This window comes from Pseudoalteromonas sp. P1-16-1b, from assembly GCF_001401785.1.
Classification (GTDB): domain Bacteria; phylum Pseudomonadota; class Gammaproteobacteria; order Enterobacterales; family Alteromonadaceae; genus Pseudoalteromonas; species Pseudoalteromonas undina.
In genome coordinates, this window is sequence record NZ_LKGQ01000022.1 from 20,754 (window position 1) to 42,063 (window position 21,310).

14 protein-coding genes are annotated in these 21,310 nt (G+C 40.6%); 7 read left to right on the forward strand and 7 right to left on the reverse strand.

Annotated features, from left to right (window positions below):
- Positions 1 to 12: 12 nt before the first annotated feature.
- Positions 13 to 927 carry a M14 family metallocarboxypeptidase gene (locus AN392_RS14525; RefSeq protein ID WP_055013121.1) on the reverse strand — a complete coding sequence of 305 codons (915 nt, stop codon included), beginning with the start codon at positions 925 to 927 and terminating at the stop codon, positions 13 to 15.
- 610 nt (positions 928 to 1,537) lie between these two features.
- On the opposite strand from AN392_RS14525, the gene AN392_RS14530 reads away from it, so the two are divergent.
- Entirely contained in the window at positions 1,538 to 4,441 is a 2,904-nt protein-coding gene (locus tag AN392_RS14530; protein WP_055013122.1) for a TonB-dependent siderophore receptor, read from the forward strand.
- A gap of 322 nt (positions 4,442 to 4,763) precedes the next feature.
- On the opposite strand, the gene AN392_RS14535 is transcribed toward AN392_RS14530, so the two are convergent.
- Complete coding sequence (locus AN392_RS14535; protein WP_054200642.1) at positions 4,764 to 5,291, reverse strand: LuxR C-terminal-related transcriptional regulator; 528 nt, start codon at positions 5,289 to 5,291, stop codon at positions 4,764 to 4,766.
- 194 nt (positions 5,292 to 5,485) lie between these two features.
- Between AN392_RS14535 and AN392_RS14540 the strand changes: the two genes are divergently transcribed.
- The 3 genes from AN392_RS14540 to AN392_RS14550 are packed head-to-tail and all read left to right on the forward strand — an operon-like array spanning position 5,486 to position 9,896.
- Complete coding sequence (locus tag AN392_RS14540; RefSeq protein WP_235575597.1) at positions 5,486 to 6,526, forward strand: hypothetical protein; 1,041 nt, start codon at positions 5,486 to 5,488, stop codon at positions 6,524 to 6,526.
- Entirely contained in the window at positions 6,527 to 9,598 is a 3,072-nt protein-coding gene (locus AN392_RS14545) for an efflux RND transporter permease subunit (RefSeq protein ID WP_055013124.1), read from the forward strand.
- Positions 9,591 to 9,896, forward strand: coding sequence for a DUF3240 family protein (locus AN392_RS14550; RefSeq protein ID WP_010392847.1), 306 nt, complete (start codon positions 9,591 to 9,593; stop codon positions 9,894 to 9,896). The genes AN392_RS14545 and AN392_RS14550 overlap by 8 nt, the downstream gene beginning before the upstream one ends.
- Positions 9,897 to 9,946: 50 nt before the next feature.
- Here the strand turns inward: AN392_RS14550 and iadA are convergent, their stop codons facing one another.
- The 3 genes from iadA to AN392_RS14565 all read right to left on the reverse strand — a co-directional run bounded on the left by iadA (position 9,947) and on the right by AN392_RS14565 (position 15,598).
- Positions 9,947 to 11,113 (reverse strand): beta-aspartyl-peptidase, encoded by a 1,167-nt coding sequence (iadA, locus tag AN392_RS14555; protein WP_055013125.1) that lies wholly within the window; start codon positions 11,111 to 11,113, stop codon positions 9,947 to 9,949.
- Between the two features lie 12 nt (positions 11,114 to 11,125).
- Positions 11,126 to 12,529 (reverse strand): putative basic amino acid antiporter YfcC, encoded by a 1,404-nt coding sequence (yfcC, locus tag AN392_RS14560; RefSeq protein WP_055013126.1) that lies wholly within the window; start codon positions 12,527 to 12,529, stop codon positions 11,126 to 11,128.
- Positions 12,530 to 12,670: 141 nt separating this feature from the next.
- Positions 12,671 to 15,598 carry a TonB-dependent receptor domain-containing protein gene (locus AN392_RS14565; RefSeq protein ID WP_055013127.1) on the reverse strand — a complete coding sequence of 976 codons (2,928 nt, stop codon included), beginning with the start codon at positions 15,596 to 15,598 and terminating at the stop codon, positions 12,671 to 12,673.
- Positions 15,599 to 15,950: 352 nt separating this feature from the next.
- Between AN392_RS14565 and AN392_RS14570 the strand changes: the two genes are divergently transcribed.
- Together AN392_RS14570 and AN392_RS14575 are read left to right on the forward strand one after the other, a co-directional pair.
- Positions 15,951 to 17,657 carry a cyanophycinase gene (locus AN392_RS14570; RefSeq protein WP_055013128.1) on the forward strand — a complete coding sequence of 569 codons (1,707 nt, stop codon included), beginning with the start codon at positions 15,951 to 15,953 and terminating at the stop codon, positions 17,655 to 17,657.
- Between the two features lie 112 nt (positions 17,658 to 17,769).
- Positions 17,770 to 18,321, forward strand: a complete 552-nt coding sequence (locus AN392_RS14575) for a flavodoxin family protein (protein WP_055013129.1) — start codon at positions 17,770 to 17,772, stop codon at positions 18,319 to 18,321.
- 47 nt (positions 18,322 to 18,368) lie between these two features.
- On the opposite strand, the gene AN392_RS14580 is transcribed toward AN392_RS14575, so the two are convergent.
- Positions 18,369 to 18,965 carry a hypothetical protein gene (locus AN392_RS14580; RefSeq protein ID WP_054200650.1) on the reverse strand — a complete coding sequence of 199 codons (597 nt, stop codon included), beginning with the start codon at positions 18,963 to 18,965 and terminating at the stop codon, positions 18,369 to 18,371.
- Between the two features lie 387 nt (positions 18,966 to 19,352).
- On the opposite strand from AN392_RS14580, the gene AN392_RS14585 reads away from it, so the two are divergent.
- The gene (locus tag AN392_RS14585) at positions 19,353 to 20,846 is read left to right on the forward strand and encodes an acetyl-CoA hydrolase/transferase family protein (protein ID WP_055013130.1); all 1,494 of its coding nucleotides are present in this window, start codon (positions 19,353 to 19,355) and stop codon (positions 20,844 to 20,846) included.
- Between the two features lie 39 nt (positions 20,847 to 20,885).
- On the opposite strand, the gene AN392_RS14590 is transcribed toward AN392_RS14585, so the two are convergent.
- Positions 20,886 to 21,245 (reverse strand): helix-turn-helix domain-containing protein, encoded by a 360-nt coding sequence (locus tag AN392_RS14590; RefSeq protein WP_010392830.1) that lies wholly within the window; start codon positions 21,243 to 21,245, stop codon positions 20,886 to 20,888.
- Between the last annotated feature and the right edge of the window lie 65 nt (positions 21,246 to 21,310).

The window sequence follows — 21,310 nt, forward strand, 5'->3', positions numbered from 1 at the left end:
CTACTGTATTGGTCACTTATTAATAATGTAGTCTAAGGCACCTGAAATTGCAGCAACTTGCGCTAATATACACTCTTCAGGGTTAGCCGTTGCACTGTCTGGATATACTTCAGTGGTGGTGACATACGCAGCTTCAGAAAATCCCATGCATAGGCCTAAATCACGGGCCGCGTAATTAATTACCCCAAATTGCGCTTGTGGTACACCAATTAATTGCTGATTTTCATCGCTAGGTGCAATATGCGTTACTTTTTCAACATGTTCAATAATTGCTTTTTGAAAAGCAGGCTCTGGTTTGCTGCTATCAGCCACTAAATAAAAGCCATCTGGAATATTCCAATTGGTGTTTACTTTGCCTTCGCGTGCTGCAAGTGCAGGTCTAAATTCACTGTTATCCGAATCTGTTGTTTCATGTAAATCGATATGCGCGATTAAATCAGTATTTAAAGATTGCACATAGTTCATCACTGCCGCTGATTCTTGTGCTGGGCTGCCCTGATAAAAAGAGCGATTAGGGTCGACCGCATCAGGGTTCCAACGATTAATTGTTTCATAGCCCCATGGGCTAATACAGGGGGTAATTACAATATTAAAGTGCTCAGCGTACTTATTTGCCAATGTTTTAGCGAATCTTAAAGCGCCATGAACACCACTGGTTTCGTAGCCATGTACGCCGCCAGTAATTAAAGCTGTGGCTTTGTTTGTATCAAAATTAGTGGTTTTTAACGCGTACAAAGGGTAGCTACCCGCGGCATAATTAAGCTCACCGTATTGCTGTACTTCTAGAGTGTTTTTAAGTTCATCAATTAATGTTACGACTTCTTGTTGATAGCTTCGCTTGATACTTTGGCATGCCAGCCAATGCGCTTTATCCTCGTGATTCCATTGCTTGCCGGGTGTGCCAATAGGATAAGTAGAGTGAGTCATGTAAAATCCGATTTATTAAAGTATTGCAGCAACTATACCTAAATTGCTAAAAAATACGAGTGCAAGTATCAAACTCGATTTTGCTATAAACGATGTTGTTAACGAAGAAACGCCCGGTTAAAAAGTGCGCGCATCGAGGTTTAATTAACCATTAAAAGTAAGCCCTCTAAATAAAGTTCCCTAAAAAGAACCAAGCGCACAAAAAGTGAACGCTAGTTTTTGAGCGTTTTTAACATTATTGATTAAAAATAAAGCTTTTATATTTATATAATATTATCAAGAGGTTAATTTGGCTTGTTTTTTTTGATGGTGTTTACGTTAATGCTGGGTTCGTAAATCTATTTTTACAAAAAAAATCATTTTAAATTAGCGTGTTACCAATAATTATTCATAAAAAAAACATAAAAAACTTATCTTTAACATTTGACATATTATTGGCTGGTGAGACTCAACTTTATTCCTGTGTTAAAAATGCTGATAAATTACATTTGGTTACATTGTAAGGCATATATTTAACGTTCATGTAAATAATGGCTTAGCAAAAGTAACTTTTCCTCAGGCTAACTAGCAGAGATCACAAACTAAGTCACTCTGTAAAAAGAAAGGTGTTATGTTGAAAAAAATAAATCTTATCGCAGCAGCAGTTAATACAGTACTTGTAACAGGTGCTATTGGCGCATCGAGTGCATTCGCTCAGTCAACAGCAGATGCTAAACCAGTTGAACGCATTCAAGTGACTGGTTCAAAAATTAAGCGCTTTAACCTAACCTCGCCAACGCCTGTGACTGTGATCAGCGGCGTTGAGATGGAAAACCAAGGTATTACTAACGTTAATGATTTGCTTGCAGAAATGCCACAAGCGACGGTTGGCCTATCACCAGAAACAACGACTAACACTATTTATGCGTCAGGTCTTAACACAACCGATCTTCGTGGTTTGGGATCAGAGCGTACATTAGTGCTTGTTAATGGCCGTCGCTTTGTGCCTGGTTCTGTGGGTGACACTGCAGTTGATTTAAACAACATTCCTACCACAATGATTGAGCGTATCGAGATTGCTACAGGTGGTGCTGCAGCCGTTTACGGTGCAGATGCTGTAGCTGGTGTTGTAAATATCATTACTAAAAAATCAATGGATGGGATTGAACTTGATGTTTCTACTGTACGTCCAGAGCAAAGTGGCGGCGAGCAAAACAACTTCTCAATTACAGGTGGTATGGAAGGCGGTAAACTCTCTTTTATTGCTTCATTTAATTACACAGAAAACAAAAGCTATGGCAAGCTGAGCCGTGATTTTTACCGTAACCCTGTGAACTCATTCGCAAACCCTGCAAATACAAGTGGTGACGACGGTATCCCTTCACGTGTTGTTTTAGGTCAACCAACTGGCCTTGCTTACTACTCAGAAGGTGGTGACTTTTTTACCAAAGACGCCTTTGTTGATAACGGCTATGACAATCACCACTACACTTTTGATGCAAATGGTAACCTAAAACCGTTTGACTATGGTTTAGGTCGTATTCCAAACCCAGGAGTTGGGCGAGACGCTACAGGCTACTTCCAAGATGGTCAAAATCAAGGCGATGGTGTTTTTGGCCACGGCTATAAAGAGTACTTTCAAACGCCACTAGAGCGTATGATTGCTTCAGCGTATGGTACTTATGAACTTAATGACGACCATGCACTTACTTTTGACTTTACTTATTCAAAAACTGATGCAACCACAGAGAGCTCTCCAGCCTTCTTCCGCCATACAATACGTCGCGACAATGCATTTATAAAAAGCGATATGGCTAAAGTAATGGACGACAATGGGCTGACATCAGTCACACTTCGCCAAGCTAACGAAAACTTATGGGGCGATCGTGCATATAACCAAGAGCGTGAAGTATTCCGTACTTCAATAGGCGCTGAAGGTATATTAAGTGATGACTGGGGCTACTCTGCTTACGCACAATTTGGTCGCATCGAGCAAGATACTCTTTGGACTGGCGAAGTATTAACGCAAAACTTGGCTAACTCTATTGATGCCGTTGAATACCAAGGCAATGTAGTATGTGCTAAGCGTAATGCAGACGGCGAAGTTATTGGGGCTATCTCTGGTTGTACACCATTTAACACAATGGGCGCGACTTCGGCAACACCAGCACAGTTAGACTATATAGCGACTGATGCAACGCGCTTTGCACAACACGATCAAGCCGTGTTTGCTGTTACTGTAGATGGCGCCTTATTTGAGCTACCTGCCGGTTATGTTGCAGCTGCATTTACCGCTGAGCACCGCCGTGAGTCAGCAACTATTACACCGTCTGAAAATATGCAAAAAGGCTTAATTTTTGGTAATTCAAGCCTTCCAATGGATGGTGAGATTGATGTAAATGAGCTCTCAGCTGAAATTTCAATTCCATTATTAGAAGAAACCTTCCTAACAACGGATTTAACCCTTGAAACAGCATTTCGTTACATGGATTACTCGGTAACGGGTGAAGATAATGCCTGGAAATTAGCCCTAAACTGGGGTGTAACTGATGAGTTACGTATACGCTTAAACCGTTCTAAATCAGTACGCGCTCCCAACCTAGGGGATTTATTCACGCCTAACTCAAAAACGTTTAGCTCAGGTCGCGCGGATGTATGTAGAGCTGACTCTATCGCTGAATCAGGCAGTAAATATAAAGATAATGTAATCAAAAACTGCCAAGCCGCAGGGCTTCCTGAAGGCTGGATGCCATCAGATGAATGGCTTTCAGGTGGGAGCTTACCAGGCTATATTCAAGGTAACCAAAACCTTGAAAATGAAACATCTAACGATTACACCATTGGCTTAATTTATACACCTGAGTTCGTGGAAGGGCTAGATATAACGCTTGATTACTGGTCATTCGAAGTAGAAGGCGCTATTGAATACTTTGGCCGTAACAGTGTTGAGCTTTGTTATGAGTCATCATCGTTAGATAACCCTTTCTGCAGTAACGTTGTGCGTAATAAAGAAACGGGTGAAATTGAAAACTTCTTTACTCGTCCTATAAATGCCGCTGTTATTAACAAAAAAGGCGTAGATGTTGAATCTGCATACCGCACTGAGTTGTTCTCTGGTGACTTAGCATTGAAACTAACAGCAACTTACCTAATAGAGGACAACAATAACTCTACAGGCCGTGCTGAAGATTTTAGAACTGATGTAGGCGAAACAGCTTCACCTCGCTGGAAGGGACGTTTTAATGCCGTTTATTCTCATGATGACTCAGCGTATGTGCTAACCATGAACTACCGTCATGCAACTGTTAATGATAATGACTGGACCATTGAAGACAACAACTACAATGATATCCCGTCTTACACTACGTTTGATTTCATGTACAAAACTTATCTAATGGATGAGCTACAGTTACGTATTGGTGTTAACAATATATTTGACCGTGAACCACCACGTAACCCGTTCACTTACGACGATGGAGAATTTTTCGATGTTAAAGGACGCCGCCTATCTTTAGGTGCAAAATATACTTTTTAATTTAAGCGTATAACACTAAAAACGCCTTAGTTTATTAAGCTAAGGCGTTTTTTTATAGGTAAAAGTAACTTTCAAAAACGAGTATTGTTAAAAACTGCGTTATTATTAGTCTAAATCAGATTGAGGCTTTGCTGTAATTGGGCCCATTTTTATTAAAAACATAATCGTTTCTGTAACGATATAATTAACTACTAATACAACGTAATTACTATTTTCTAAAATATGGCCTTGAGCTTTAAAGTCCTGAGTCATAATGGCGAAATTTAGCTGCCACTTTAATGCTGACTAAAATAGCGTGCAAGTATATGCGTTAGTCACTGCATTAGTTAATGGCTGAGCTTGAATGCGGATAGTGCCTTTGTTGCATAAAGTCTTCCAAAAACCATGCGGCAAACTCATGTCTGCCCTCTACATCCGCTTTACTATATATATCTGAAGCTTGTTGGCGTACTGTTTTTTCTTTAGTGCTTCTAAGCGCGCTAATTTCTTTAAAGCTAAGCCCTTTGAGTAATAGCATAGCTACTTCCTGCTCGCTACGAGTGAGTGTCCACTGAGAAAATTGAGTTTGTATAACACCACTATATTGATGGCGCGCGTCTTTCATTTCCTGCGATATATTGTTTAGCTGAGTCACAGAGTTGTTTAACTCGCGCTTGAGGTTATTAATTTTTTTGGTTCGTGCGTTAATATCTTTAATTAAATACAGAGCACCTAAGCCAGAAATAACCACAATTAAACTCTCAGTAAAAATATGCCACTGCGGCACTCCTAATTTTAAATCCATGATCACGTCAAAAAAATTTAACACCATGATCATCAATAGTGTTGCTGCAATTATTTTATCTCTCATTAAAGTCTCTATTATCAGTAAGTTAAATTTACAATGGACATATGTACTGTGATACAAAAATTAAGGTTTATTGGCATGTTAAGACGTATGCCTGATGCGATAACCCCGTAAAAAGGGCATGGTTATTCTATAAAATTAATCACATGCGGACAAACCAAATGCAGTTAAATTATACAAAAATACGATGTAATTTTGTGCAACACTCTAACGCGTTATTATTTATTGCTGTGCTGACCTGTTTAACTATTAGCCGTGTGTCAGCCGCGCAAACGCTTGCTCCCATTCCTACTAGCGAGTTAAATGGATTTGATACTCAGTTTGCCAATATTCACGCCACCGATTTTATTAACGCTCAAAGTGTAATGGGGAAAGTGAGTTATAAGCCGGGTGTAAATTACACGGTATTGTTTGCATTTGATGTCGCGCAAATTAATTATTTGTACGCTAACGGTAGTCATGTAAAAAAAGGCGCTATTGTGGCAACTGTTCAAGGCAGTGATGTTCAGCACTTTTTAGACACTTATCAATCAGCAAAAGACATGCTTAATGTAGCTAAGAGCCATTATGATATAAACAAGGTGCACCTTAAAAATAAAATTATTAGGAGCTCTGAGTGGGTCACTATTACGCAAAGTTACTATGCAGCTAAACTGAGCTTTGAGCATTTAAATCACCAAATGCGCTATTTGCAGGTTGATGAGCAAGAAAACGTGAGCTTGATCAGCCCAAAAACAGGGATATTACAATTTCCTACTCAAGCGGCAAATCGTATGTTAGGCGAACGAGCATTCGACATTCTTGACCCTAATAGTATTGAGGTTAAGTTTACTGTTCCTATTAGCTTGGGCAAAGGGGTATCTTATTTTAGGGTTTCTGATCAATGCCAACTCAAAATTAAAAGCGTAGACAATATTGCTAATAAGTACCATCAAACTATTTGGGCATCACCAAGCTCTGCACAATGTAACTTAACCATTGGGCAGAGTATTAAAGCGGTTCCGGTTAAAAAAATAACGGGTTACAGCGTTGCCAAATCGGCATTATTTGAGTTTGAAAATACCAATTATATTGCCATTAAAGCTGACGAACACCTTGAGTTTGTGCCTGTACAGTTAATTGGTTCACGTAATCAAGATTTTATTTTTAGCGCCAATATCCCCTTAAATAACCGACAAGTATTAATTAGCTCAGTAAGTGCATTGCAGGGAATGCTGTTGCATTTAGGGAGAGAGTAAATGTTAAACCTGCTTATTAAGTTTTCACTAACGCAGCGATTGTTTGTTAGTATTTTTGCCATTATTGCTATGGTTATAGGGGCTCGCTCGTGGTTGAGTATTCCGGTGGATGCATTTCCTGAAATATCGCCTACCCAAGTAAAAATTGTTTATAAATTACCGGGTATGAACGCCCTTGAAATTGAATCCCAAGTAACGCGCATTATTGAAACCGAACTACTGGGCATTCCTGCTCAGCAAATGCTGCGCTCTACCACCAAGTATTCGATTACCGATATTACCATTGACTTTAAACAAGGTACTGACATTTACTGGGCGCGCCAGCAAGTAAACGAGCGGCTGTTAAATATTTTACCTAGCTTACCTACCAATATTAGTGGTGGTATGGCACCAATGAGTACGCCGCTGTCTGAAGTGTTTATGTTTACCATAGAAAGCCCTAACTTATCGCTGATTGAAAAAAGAGAGTTACTTGATTGGCAAATACGGCCATTACTAAGAACCGTGAGTGGCGTAGCCGATGTAAATAGCTTAGGCGGGTATGCAAAAACGTTTGCTATCGCCCCCAACAACTTATTAATGCAGCAGCATCAAGTTAGCTTTTTACAACTGCGAGAGGCGATAGTGCAAACCAATCAAAATGGTGGCATAGGGCGCTTAGAAAAAGGCAACGATACGTTAATTTTGCGTACTGAGGGTAAATATAGCGATTTAGAGGCCATCAGAAATACAGTCGTTAAATCAACACAAAATAAAGTGATCCGCTTAAGCGATGTGGCCAATGTTGATGTCGGAAGTTTAACTCGTTATGGAGCAGTGACTAAAAATAGCGAAGAAGCTGTTCAAGGGCTAATTATTGCGCTTAAAAATAGTAACACAGCGCAAGTGGTGACAGAGGTAAAAAGTAAACTGCGCCAAATCGAAGCCTCACTGCCGCAAGGTACCAGCATAAACGTGTTTTACGATCGTTCTAATCTTATTAACACCGCAATTAGCACAATTACCGGCGCATTAGGCCAAGCTATCATTTTAGTAATTGTATTATTGGCGTTGTTTTTAGGGGATATTCGCTCCTCTTTAGTGGTGTCGTTATCATTACCTATGTCGGCGCTGTTAACTTTCATTATGATGAAACAATTTAATTTATCAGCCAATCTAATGAGCTTAGGGGGCTTAGTGATAGCAATTGGTATGCTGGTGGATTCATCGGTTGTCATTGTTGAAAATATTTTAAATCGGCTGGCTAATAATCAACATTTACCTAGGCTACATGTTATTTATCGCGCCTGTAAAGAGGTTGCTGCACCGGTTTTTTCAGGCACTATCATTATTATTATTGTATTTTCACCACTGTTAATGCTCACCGGGCTTGAAGGAAAATTATTTACCCCTGTAGCGCTCACTATCGTATTTGCTATGTTAAGTTCGCTATTGTTATCGCTTACAGTTATTCCTATTTTAGCCTCGCTATTGTTGAAAAATGAGCCCGTAAAACAGCCTAAAATGGTGACTTTGATACAAGGCTTTTATAGTAAAACCCTTGCTGAGGCGATTAAAAAGCCAATGCTAATAAGTGTTACTTCAATAATGGTACTGCTCCTCAGTGGCGTGTTATTTCAGGGACTTGGTAAAAGCTTTATGCCAGTGCTAGATGAAGGCGACATTATTGTTCAACTTGAAAAATCTCCCAGTATTTCACTACAGGCTTCCCTTGATATAGACAAGCAAATTGAAGCCACCCTATTAAAAAACACTCCTGAAATAGTGCAAATTGTCGCGCGTACTGGATCGGATGAACTGGGGCTTGATCCTATGGGATTAAACGAAACCGATGTGTTTATGGAGTTGGCACCAAAAGAGCAATGGCGCTTTGCTACAAAAGCGCAACTAATAGAGCATATTCGCCAAACGCTTGCGCAATTTCCAGGTGTTAATATTGGCTTTACTCAACCTATTCAAATGCGTGTATCAGAAATGCTAACGGGTGGCACTGGCGATATTTCAATTAAAGTGTTTGGTAACGACATTGCAACCTTGTCATCGGTTGCAGAACAAATCACTGCGCTTGCAAGTAGTATTGAGGGGGCAAGTGATGTGCAAATGGCGCTTATTGAAGGGGGCAAATACGTTAATATTAAGCTCAACCCTGAGGTTGCGAGTCAATTTGGTTTAACAACGCAAACATTAAGTGAGTATTTAAAGTATCAGCTTGAAGGATTACAGGTGTCTGCGCTGCAAGAGGGCAACCGTGTTATTCCTATTGTATTTAATAGTGCCATAGCTAAAAACCAATTAGTGGATTTATCTTCTATTCAAGCGCTAAAAAGTAGCCTTATTTTAATGCCAGATAATAGCTTAATGCCGCTTGAAGACGTTGCTAGTATTGGTTTTAAAACAGGGCCATTGTTAATAGAGCGCGAAAAGGCTAAGCGCTTTGCCTCAGTTAGCGTCAACGTAGATAACCGTGATGTGGTGAGTTACGTGAATGAACTTAAAGTTAAAATTAGCAGTAATATAAAGTTACCCAGTGGATTTACTTTATCTTTTGGTGGCGAGTTTGAAAGTCAACAACGCGCAACGCAAAATTTATTAGTACTCATTCCTGTGGCGTTAATATTAATATTTATTATTTTATTTACTACCTTTAAATCACTATCTAAATCAATGCTGATTATTGCCAATATCCCGTTTGCGCTGATGGGCGGGGTGATTGCTTTGTATATTAGTAATGAATATTTATCGGTGCCTGCATCGGTAGGGTTTGTTGCCCTATTGGGGGTAGCCGTACTTAATGCGATTGTGATGATCAGCTATTTTGAACAAACTAAAATGTTTGCTGCAAATGTAACGCAGTGCATTTTAGATGGTGCTAGTAGGCGGCTACGCCCTGTATTAATGACCGCGACAACCGCTATGTTTGGTTTATTGCCGCTGGTGTTTGCAACAGGTCCAGGGGCTGAAATACAAAAGCCATTAGCTATTGTAGTTATTGGCGGGTTAATTACCTCCACTATTACAACACTTTATTTATTACCTATCTTTTATGGTTGGTTGGAGAAGAAACATGGCTGAACAGTTACTTTTTACCCTAAATGCACCCACAAATATAAAAGATGACGTAGTTGATATATTAATAGGCATAGACTGTATAACCGGCTTTAACTTAAAAAAAATTCAAGGCTATAGCAAAGAGCACAGCGAGTTTGATATTGCCGAGCAAGTAGAGGGGCATCGCAGTTTTTATCAATTTGAGGTGCATATTTTATTATCTGAACTTGCCATAGTAAAAACGGCGCTAAGTCCTGTTTGTAAGTACACGCCGTTAAAATATTGGGTAACCCCAATTTATGAAAGTGGGCACTTAGGATAACTCAATATCTAGCATTTTATGCTGCTGAGCATTCTCAGCAGCATTGCGTGTTACTCGAACACTCCTTTTATGACTGCATGGGTGTTTTGCACCATTAATGTGCCGTTAGCCCATACATACTCAGGGGTTAGGGTCTCTTTATCGAGGAGGACAACATCCGCGTCGCTTGTTGCTTTAAGACGGCCTTTATCAACTCCTAAAATATCGGCAGGATTACTGGTTATGCTCATTAAAGCGTGCTCAATAGGGACGTTATATTCTTTGACTGCTTGCTGAAACGAGGTTAATAAAGATGCCTCTTTGCCCACCTCAAGCCCTAATAAATTAAAGTCTTTATCAAAAATAGGTAAACTGGCATGGCCATCTGAGCTCATAGTGAGTTGATTTGGTGCTACGCCTTGTTCTAAGCAGTAGGCAAGGGCATGGGCTGCTGCATATTCACCATGGGCTAAATCGTAGTCGGTGGTGCTGGTGGTAAAGTCGATAGTACCGCCCTGATCACAAAAGTGAACACCGGCATCAAGAAGTGCTTTATTGCGGTTCATATGCGTAGGATAAAACTGTTTAAGCTTAATATCACTTTGCTGAGCCACCTGATGCAAAATACTCAAGTGACTATCGACAGGGCCGACATGAATACTCACGGTGCCTTTTTTACCACTGAGCATACCGGCTACTTTGGCCTCGGCTGCCAATTCTGCTAATTGCTGGACCGTAGGTTGGCTACTGCGATGATCAGAAATAGCCACTTCGCCAACACCTATAAACTCCTCTATATACATGATGTCGTCAGTGATTGAGTGAGTAAGAGTTTTAGCGGGTAAATGATACGAACCGGTATGGCAAAATACATTCAGCCCTTGCTCTTTTAGGCCTTTTGCTTTGGCAACCAAATTGGTAAGCGTACGTGAGCTTGAGTCGGTACCCAGTGCGCCCACCACTGTGGTAGTGCCCGATAGGGTTGCATCGGTTAGGTTCATTTCAGGGGTGCGGCTGGCAAATCCAGCTTCGCCACCGCCACCGGTAATATGCACTAACGAGTCAACAAACCCCGGCGTAACAAGCTTATTTTTACCGTCAATTCGTTTGACGAGTACACTGCTGTCGAGGATTATATTTTCGTCAATAGCAATGATTTTACCACCGCCAATTAAAACATCTTGTGTGCCTAGGTAGGTAGGTGCATAAACGGTTGCACCTTGAATTAAAGTTAACATAACAAATTCTTTTTATTGATAATTAATAAAGTAAGCAAGAAATATAAAGCCGCTTGCTAATACAAAAAGTGCTAGAGCAAAGCGCCAAATAAACGCAGCCCATTCTCCCCAATCTAATTTCACCACACCTAAACAACCAATTAAACTAGCTGAGGTGGGAATTAAAATGTTGGTTAATCCATCACCTAATTGAAAGGCCAATACTACAATTTGCCTTGATACATTGAGCAAATCGCCAAGTGGAGACATCAGCGGCATAGTGATGGCAGCTTGGCCTGAACCCGATGAAACAAAAAAGTTAAATACACTTTGAAACACCAGCATTCCCCAAGCTGCAATGTAATCTGGCACACTGGCTATGCTGCTTGCACAGTAATAAAGCAGGGTGTTGAGGGTCGAGGGAGTGGTTAAATCACTACCCCCTAATAGTAATACAATGCCTTTAGCCAGTGCGACTAATAACGCCGCTGGCAATAATTCTTGTGCACCGTGTTTAAACGCATCCGCGCACTCATTCGCGGTTAGCTTTTTAAACACGATGGCAATTATTGCACTGATAAGGCCAATACAAAAAAACTGTGCAGCAAGCTCAGGAATATAATATTGGCGCGCCATCACCCCCCATACGACCCAAGCTATGCCCAATACAAACACTAATAATGTGAGTGCATCGGCTAGGCTGAGTTTAATCGTTGGCTGATCACCCGTTTTTTGGGATTGTGTTTTTATCCGTTTTGCATAGCGCATAGTAAACACAAGGCCTACAAGCGTAAAACAAGCCCAAGCTAGCATACGAAAGCCCGCACCAGAAAACACTGGAATTTCAGCTATCGATTGCGCTATAGCAATGCTAAAAGGGTTCATCCATGAGGTAGCAAAGCCTATTTGCGTAGCCACATAAGTTGTAAGTACAGTGACTTTAGCGTCGTAGCCAAGTTGTTGCATAATAGGCAGCAGCACAATACAAAATGCAATAGCTTCTTCGCCCATCCCAAATACCGCGCCGCCTAACGAAAATAGTAAAAACAGTAAGGGAATAAACAGCCATTCAACCCGCTTGGTTTTATTAATAAGTGCCATAATGCCGTTATTAATCGCGCCGGTTTTCATAATAATGCCAAAGGCACCGCCAGTGATTAAAATAAACGCCATTACGCCAATAGCTGCACCATATTTATCACCCGACACTAAGCCTTCAAACAATACATTTGCTAAACCAATGTCGCCACCTTGTGCAAAAACAGGTGGTGATTGTTGGTCGTTAACGGCTTGATATTGTGAAAGCTGCACAGTGTGGCTACCAGATTCTGCATTAAATACCCCAGGGGTAATAAATACCGTGGCCATATAGGCAACCACTGCCACACACAGCAAAATGATGCTTGCATCTGGCATAGAAAATTGTTTTTGTTTCATAATTTCACTTTAATAAAAGGTCATTGTGTTGATGCGTAAATAAACGCTTAAACGTACTTTAGCACTTAATAGGCAGTGTCACTGTAGCCATGACCAGTAATAAAAGGAAGGCCGCAAAGCGTTTGCTTTGCGGCTAAGTGGTTAAAAACGGTAGCTAATACTTAATTTATAATTAGCACCTAGGGCATTATGATTAATTGAATCAAAGCCACGGCTTGAGCCATAAAGAGTGGGTGGCTCTTTATCAAAAATATTATTGATGCGCGCGCGCAAAGTCAGCGATTTATTAACATAAAAACCCGCTGATAAATCCCAAACGAGCCAGTCATCAACCTGGTGCTCACCTTTTGAGTCTAATACGCCGAGCGAATCTAGCTCATCAATTTCACGACCACGCAGGCCTTCTATATCATCTTCGTAGCTGCTGGTGTAGTTTGCACCTAAGTTAAGGTAGTAATTTTGCGCTTCCCAATCTATTGACATACGCGCAATATTTTCAGGATAACGATAAGTTCCTACCAACTTCTCTAACGAGTCAGACCCCGGTTTATTACGTTCAAACTCAAGGTAATGAGTGCCATCAAAGGCAAAGGTTAAATCGCCGCTTGGTAATACAAACCTATGGTCAAACTTAAAGTCTATGCCAGCTAATGTTTGTGTACCAGTGTTTTCAAGTGGGATTGCATGATCGCGAAACAGCGGTAAAAATAGCTCGTCATCACGTGGGTTAAATTCATCTATATAACTGCTTAAAATCTCAGTTAAATTAGCGCCGTCTTGCTCTATGTTTAAACCACTGTTGTCGGTGACATCACATAATGCTTCATCGTACGATATGCCTTGCTCGCCCGGTGGTACAATGCCACAGTGACGAAGTGACGCATCGGTTATGGCGCGATCTAACACAGCGGTCATGTTGGTATCGATTACTTCTTCATGATCAAACTGCCAATAATCAATGGTTAAATTAGTATTAGCCGAGGGACTCCATGCAAAGCCAACACTGATAGCCTCAGATTCTTCTGCATTTAGATTAGGGTTACCTAACTCTAACGAATTAACACTCACTTGGGTGCCATCACCCATACAGTATAAATCGGCTACAGCTTGGTTGGCACCACAGTCAAAAGTAGATTGCGTGGTTCTTAATTTAACGCCAGCTTGAGTTAATGATGGTGCTCTAAACGAGGTTGACCATGAACCACGAACAACTAACGAATCAGTCGGGCGATAGCTCAAACCTATTTTAGGATTAAAGGTGCCACCAAAATCATCGTAATGATCGTATCGACCCGCTGCTTGTAGCTCTATTTGCTCACTCAGTGAAATACTTAATTCAGCAAAGGCGGCATATTGAGTGCGATCGGCTTCTGATAAGCTAGAGCCAAAGCCAAATACATCAACAAGGTAGTCTTTGTCTGCTTGAGCTTGTGAATTAAGCGAAGGAATGTCGCTTAGCTCTTCACGTCGTGCTTCTACCCCAAATGAGGCATAGGCTGGTAGGTCGTTAAAGGTAAATAGTTCACCATTAAAGTTAGCATCCCAGCCGTAAACAGTACTTTCTCCACTGCGTGTTGGGCGAGCTTGCGCTGTTGCCAAAACGGCATCATTAGCGGCGTCGCCTTGAAGGAAAGGGTTGTAAAAAGGTAGCAACTCCCCAGATGCACAATTTAAGTCAGTACCGTCATAACTTGCCAGCGTACCGTCTGAACATAGCTCGCCCGTAATCGCGCCATGGAACTTGTAGCGATTATAAACCCCTGCAATCGCTTCTTGCTCTGAACGTGAGCGAGAAAGAGTAACACCAGATTCCCAACCCCAATCACCAATTTCACCACTTAGGCTACTTACTAAGCGAAAGTTTTTCGTTTCTACTTCCACCGTTCTTGGGGCATTAAAGCGCGCATCAAATGCAAAACCATACACTTCTCGACCACTTTGGGTATCAAATGGGTCAATGTAGAGTTGATCTAATAAATCATTACTACCATCGGCATTATCGTAAATAAATAAGGCGTCTTCTAAAACATACGGGCCGTCGTCGTCATTAATTTGGTTAATAGGTGAGGGGGATGAATACGCTTTTGCCTTGGTCTGACTGTAAAAAAAATCAGTATGCCATTGTAGACCACCAAGCTCACTATTAAACATAAAGCCGGTTGAAAGGCTTTCAAATGGCGTTTCTAGGTAATCATCTTGATTAGGGTAGTAAGCACAAATTTGTTCATCAAGTTCAGTAGTAACTAACTCGGTTTTGCAGTTTGGTGATGGAAGTTCGTTACCATCTCGGCTGCTGAAATAATAAATATTAGGTGAGTTCTCCAGCTTAGGTAAATAGGAGTAACCATTCACTAAAGAGGGAGAGGCCGTGTAATTACGATCGGTCGCTTTAAAAGCGTTACGGTCATATATATCTGCAAATACCGTTAAGTTACTCTCGCCTATTTTTGTACCATACACTAAGTTTAATTGTTTTTTACTTTCGTCATGTTGATCAAAGCTATCGGCAAACGAAGTATTGATTTCAGCGCCTTCAAAATCATCTTTTAAAATGTAGTTAATAACACCCGCTACAGCATCGGCACCATAAACGGCTGATGCACCGGTGGCTAAAATATCAATACGTTCAATGGCCGCTAGAGGAATAGAATTGACATCTACAAAGTTTTCAGTACCTGCAGCAAATGAACTAGGCGCAACTCTTCGCCCATTTATTAATGTCAGCGTTGCCGAAGGTCCCATGCCTCGTAAGCTCGCTGCTGATTGACCTGCTGGTGTAGAGGTAGACGTACCACCACTTTCAGAGGTTGAGAACGTACCGCTTCCGCCTTTAAATACAGATAAATCTTTGAGTAATTCATGAATGGTATTAGCACCAGAGCGTTTGATTGCATCTTGGTCTAACACGGTTAGTGGAATAGTGCCTTCCAGATCAACGCCTTTTAAGCGAGATCCTGTTACTTCTACTCGTTCAATGTTGGTATCAGTTTGAGTTTCTTGTGCATACACACAAGTGACAGGGCTCAGTAAAGCGCTTACTGTGGCCGCAATAGTTAGTTGACGAAACATTGTAGTACCTTTTGTCTTTTTAAGCGCGCAGAAATAGGTTTAATATTTCTTAAAGCTTTAATTATTATGGTTTTTTAGACAGGGCAGTGGTGAAATGACACGCTGAGCCCCTCACAGAAATTAGTGAGGTGGTGGGCTACTCGTCAAACCACTCCGAAAGGTAGTGTGGTGAGTAGAAATATGTTGTAAGCAATGTTGCTTTTTTAAACATAATTCTCGTTCCAAAAAGGTTTTTGACAAAGCTAGCAAATGGGTGCTAGCTTACTCGCGTTTTAAAGTTCCTTTTTTTTATAGCAAGTGAGAGACGCTCTCGCAAGTTATTTCTTATAATTTTTTACATGAGTGTAACATAATGGAACGAATATATTTACCAAAAAAGCGACTAGTTAAATCGCGAACAATAACCGCTTTTTACTCAATTTTAATTGCTTTTTCGCTGCAGTTAAACGCAAAAGAGCCTAGTCAAACTCTTGTTTTAGTGGGGGGGGCTCTCACAACATGTGCCAGTTTAAGCCCTAAAAACTGTGAAAAAAATACTCAAATTTCGGGTAAAACGCATAATGTATTTGCGCTCTCTCACACTAAAATTAGTCAAATAAAGCAACAGTGGCCTAGTGAAAATAGCCAAGCTAAAAACAATACTATTAAAAATTTAGCAACAATGCAGGCTAAATCATCGCCCACGTTATCGAAAAAAGAGCTGTTATGGTTGTGGCGCGATATTGATAGCAAACAGCTCAATAGTTTATCGGATCAAGAATACAATTTTGTAATAGATATGCTTGAAGTAGCTCAAATAAAAAGCGACAACAAGCGACTAAAAGAGCAGGTAAATACTGCGCTTAATAGCGAATCGGCAGCGACAGAGATTTTGCAGTTTATATCGGGAAGTTTAAAAGTTAATGATACTAACCCGAGTATGCTAGCCATTACCGCCTCAAGCAGAGACCCTTATGAATCTGCTGATTTTTATGAAGGATTACTAAGCTTCCCTAATGTAAATTCGCAATGGCTTGCATTAACCCCTGCGCTTGCTAAAGCAATAACCACCAACAAGTGTGATGATTTAACCACGCTTAGGCACTCCGAAATGGGGCTATATCAACGCGAACATATTTACCCTGATCGCACACAAGCTGAATATCAATTGTGTAAAAAAGGCACCGACGCTTTAGTAGAGCTAATAAAAAACAGTACCGGTGTGATGTTTAATGGCGGCGATCAAAGCTTAACCCGAAAAGTATTATTTGATGAAAATAACCAGCCTTACCCTTGGACAAAAGCATTACAGTCTCGCCCTGTTATTGTTGGAACAAGTGCAGGTACCGCGGTGCAAAGTGGTGGGCAAGCCCACGCCGGGAATGTGGTGATGATCACCAATGGCACTAGCTTGTCGGCATTGAAAGAAGGCGCACAAGCCATTGATGCCCCAAGTGAACGCTCAAACAGCGATAGTTTAACTTACAACCGCTTTGGGGGTTTAGGCACATTTAGTTACGGTGTACTCGATACACACTTTAGCGAGCGAAACCGTACATTAAGACTAGGCACTTTGCTCGACAGCTTCAGTGCAAATCAAGCTCAACCCGCATTCGGTTTTGGTGTAGACGAAACCACAGCCTTAGTGGTGATTAAATCTGAAGCTGGCAATTTAATGACCGTAATTGGTAAAAATGGTGTGGTGATGGTTAAATCAACAGAGCAAGCTCAGGCTGAAACTAAAACTAAAACCTACAGTTACTCTTACTGGCCTGTGGGCAGTGTGATTGATATTAAAAATAACGATTTTACCTTAAGTCAGCGCAGTATTAGCCAAGCATTGCCAGCAATTAAAATACCGCCTTTACCAGTTCAGCGTTTTGGCAGCATTTTAACGCAGGCCAAATTACGCTCTTTAACGCAAGCCATGTGCCTTAGCCAAGAACAAACGGCTGTTGGCCAGCAAGATGAGTTTATTATTAGCCTATCTACCACGCCTGAGTCGGCATATCATCGTATTAGTGCTGCGCAGTATGGCTGTGCGGTGAGTAATTTAGAAATTGCAGTGAGTACCTTTTAATTTAATGCCACGCAAGCTAATTTAATTAAACACGCTGCTTAGTTGATTTTAGATTAAGCGGCCATACTATAGTTACAAGCGTGTTTATTAAATCACAACAAAAGGAAGGTTCATGAGTAAAGTAGCGGTTATTTATTTTTCGGGATATGGCCATACCAAAAAAGTGGCTGAATTTGTAGCTGATGGAGCAAACGCTCAGCTTATTGCAATCGATGAGAATGGCGATATAAAAGACACCAATTGGGATGCATTAAACAATGCAGATGCCATTATATTTGGCGCACCTACTTATATGGGCTCATATCCTTGGCAGTTTAAAAAGTTTGTTGATGCTACCTCTAAAGTTTGGTTTACCATGGGGTGGAAAGACAAAGTATTTGGCGGGTTTACCAATAGCGGCAGCCTAAATGGCGACAAACAAGTCACCCTAATTAGTATGCAAACGTTGGCTTCGCAACATGGTGGAATTTGGGTAAGTCTGGGGTTACCACCAGCCAATAAATTGGAATCAACTCGTCAAGATATCAATAACTTAGGCGGTTCAGTTGGTGTATTAGTGCAATCACCTACTGATGCAGATGAATCTGCAATTCCATCAGGCGATTTAGAAACGGCTCGTTTATACGGCGAACGTGTAGCTGATGTGGCCAAACGCTTGAAGTAAAAGTCACTCGATAAAATAAGTTAAAAAAGCCACATTGTGTGGCTTTTTTAGTTTGATAATTCTAATTTTTGTTGTTTGTGCTCTAGCTGGTATAGGCTTGAAAATTGACGTTTATGAACTTCAAATAAATACGCTCTTAGCTGCTCTTTACCATGGTGAATGTGTTTAATTTTTGCTGCTATGCCACACTTACTCTGCCTAACCGGTTCTATATCTAATGATATCGCCGCTTCGTTGGGTAAAATAAATTGCATATTCTGCAACTCATCAAGTTCACTGTGTACTGATGTGGGTTTTAAAAATATCCCTGTGCTAGATATAGATTCAATGCAAAAACCTTGGCTTTGGATATTTAATTCGCTCAACCGCCAGCTGCGCTGAATACCTTTAGTGTCAATTACTTCGGGGGCTTCTAATACAGTACTGAAATGGCCTAATTCATCGGTTTTAAATTGAAGTGGGAACCATAGTTGGTAGTGGGCTACTTCTGCTAATAAGGTTAATTTAGCTTGACCAAGTAAATGCGCAATACCATCTGGTATTGATGCTTGTACTGTTAACTTTGTTTCATTGATTAATGCACTACTTTGACTAGGTTCAAATAAGCCAGATAAAAAGTTAATTTCTTCGTCAGACAAATCCATGTATTTTCCTTAATACCTAAATTGTGGATTCTATTCCTCACAAGGTTACTGCCCAATGAATGAACAGTTTATTATTTTGTAAGCTCCGCATAGCGCGGCTAAATTTTTATACAATTAAAAATTTCAACCTTCCTGATTGAAATTTTAAGCTATTGATTTTAATTGGTTTTGTTTATTTCTAAACTCAGTGAGTTAAATAGTTGTATGCGTTTTTTAGTATTTTAACCTTATTATCACCAATAAGTTAAGTAATAAAGTGTACAAAATTAAAACGCTTCGCGATGTTTTTATATCAACAATGCGTAAATGAGACTTAGGTCTAGCTTACGAAGCATAAGGAAATACTTAGAATAGCGCCAAATAAAAATGGGGTTTAAGGGGTTCCAAATGCAATTAGAACGAATTCGTCGTAGCGACTTACACAACAAAGTGATGTCTGCAGAGCAGGCCAGTTTATTTATTAAAGACGGCATGACCGTGGGTATGAGTGGTTTTACTCGTGCCGGTGAAGCGAAAGCTGTACCACGTGCGCTTGCAGAGCGAGTGCGTGAAAACCCAATGAAAATTAACCTAATGACGGGCGCGTCATTAGGAAATGACTTAGATAAGCTACTAACTGAATCAGGTGCGTTAGCGCGTCGTATGCCATTTCAAGTAGACAGCACATTACGTAAAGCGATTAACAACGGTGAGGTCATGTTTATTGACCAGCATTTATCTGAAACCGTTGAACAGTTACGTAATCATCAGTTAACGATGCCTGATGTAGCGGTCATTGAAGCCGTTGCTATTACCGAAGAAGGCCACATAGTACCTACAACGTCAGTGGGCAATTCAGCCAGCTTTGCTATTTTTGCCAAACAGGTAATTGTAGAAATTAATATGTTACACCAGCCAGAGCTTGAAGGGCTGCACGACATTTATATTCCATCTTATCGTCCTACACGTACGCCAGTGCCGCTAGTGAAAGTAGATGACCGCATTGGTAGTACTGCAATTCCAATTGATCCGGCTAAAATTGTGGGTATTGTATTTACCAATCAAAGTGACTCATTTTCAACTGTTACCGACCCAGATGCAGACACAGCCTCTATTGCACGTCACTTAGTTAACTTTTTTAAAGAAGAAGTAGCACAACAGCGTATGCCTGAAAACCTAGGCCCATTACAAGCCGGTATTGGTAACATTGCCAACGCAGTAATGATGGGTTTATTAGACTCTGATTTTAAAGACCTCACTATGTATTCAGAGGTACTACAAGATTCTACCTTTGATTTAATTGATGCGGGTAAACTTAATTTTGCATCAGGGTGTTCAATTATTTTATCAGAACGTTGTAACGCACAAGTATTTAATAACCTTGAAAAGTATCGTGATAAGCTAATACTTCGTCCACAAGAAATGTCGAACCACCCTGAAATTGTGCGTCGTTTAGGTATTATTGCAATTAACACGGCACTTGAGTTTGATATATATGGCAACGTTAACTCAACTCATGTATGTGGTACTAAAATGATGAACGGTATTGGTGGTTCAGGCGACTTTGCACGTAATGCGCATGTATCGGTGTTTGTAACTAAATCAATTGCCAAAGGTGGCGCTATTTCAAGTGTTGTGCCTATGGTAAGCCATGTTGATCATACCGAGCACGATGTTGATATTTTAGTAACCGAGCAAGGCCTTGCTGATTTACGCGGTTTAGCGCCACGCGAACGTGCAATTGAAGTCATTAAGCACTGTGTACATCCAGATTATCGCAACGCCATGCTTGACTACTACGAGCGTGCATGTGTTCGTGGCGGTCATACGCCTCATATTTTAGAAGAGGCATTCAGCTGGCATACCCGCCTTGAGCAACAAGGCACAATGAAGCAAAGCTAATACATAAAACCCCGCATCTGCGGGGTTTTTATTTTGTAATTAGTCTAAAATATTAGACTCAGACCAAACCCTAAGATCGTGAAGAATTCCTAGTGCAGAGCGCCCAAACTCAGTGAGCTCGTAGGTGACAGCAATAGGTCTAGTGCTGATCACCGTCCTTAAAACCATCTTATTGGCCTCTAACTCTTTTAAACGTTGATCTATCATTTTTTTGCTCGCTCCACCTAACATTCGAGTTAGATCATTAAAGCGAACAGGTTCATCTTTTAAGTGATAAATAATAGAACTTGTCCACTTCCCGCCAATTAAGCGCATTCCTTTTTCAATAGCACAAGGCTCTAAGCAGGCATTTAAAACTTTTTTTCTTCCCTTACTATCTGTTTCTATAGAGCTTTCCAAAATTTAACCTCTAAAATAGGGTGGTTACTAAAAGTATACTAATTGAATCTATTCTTCAGGTAACT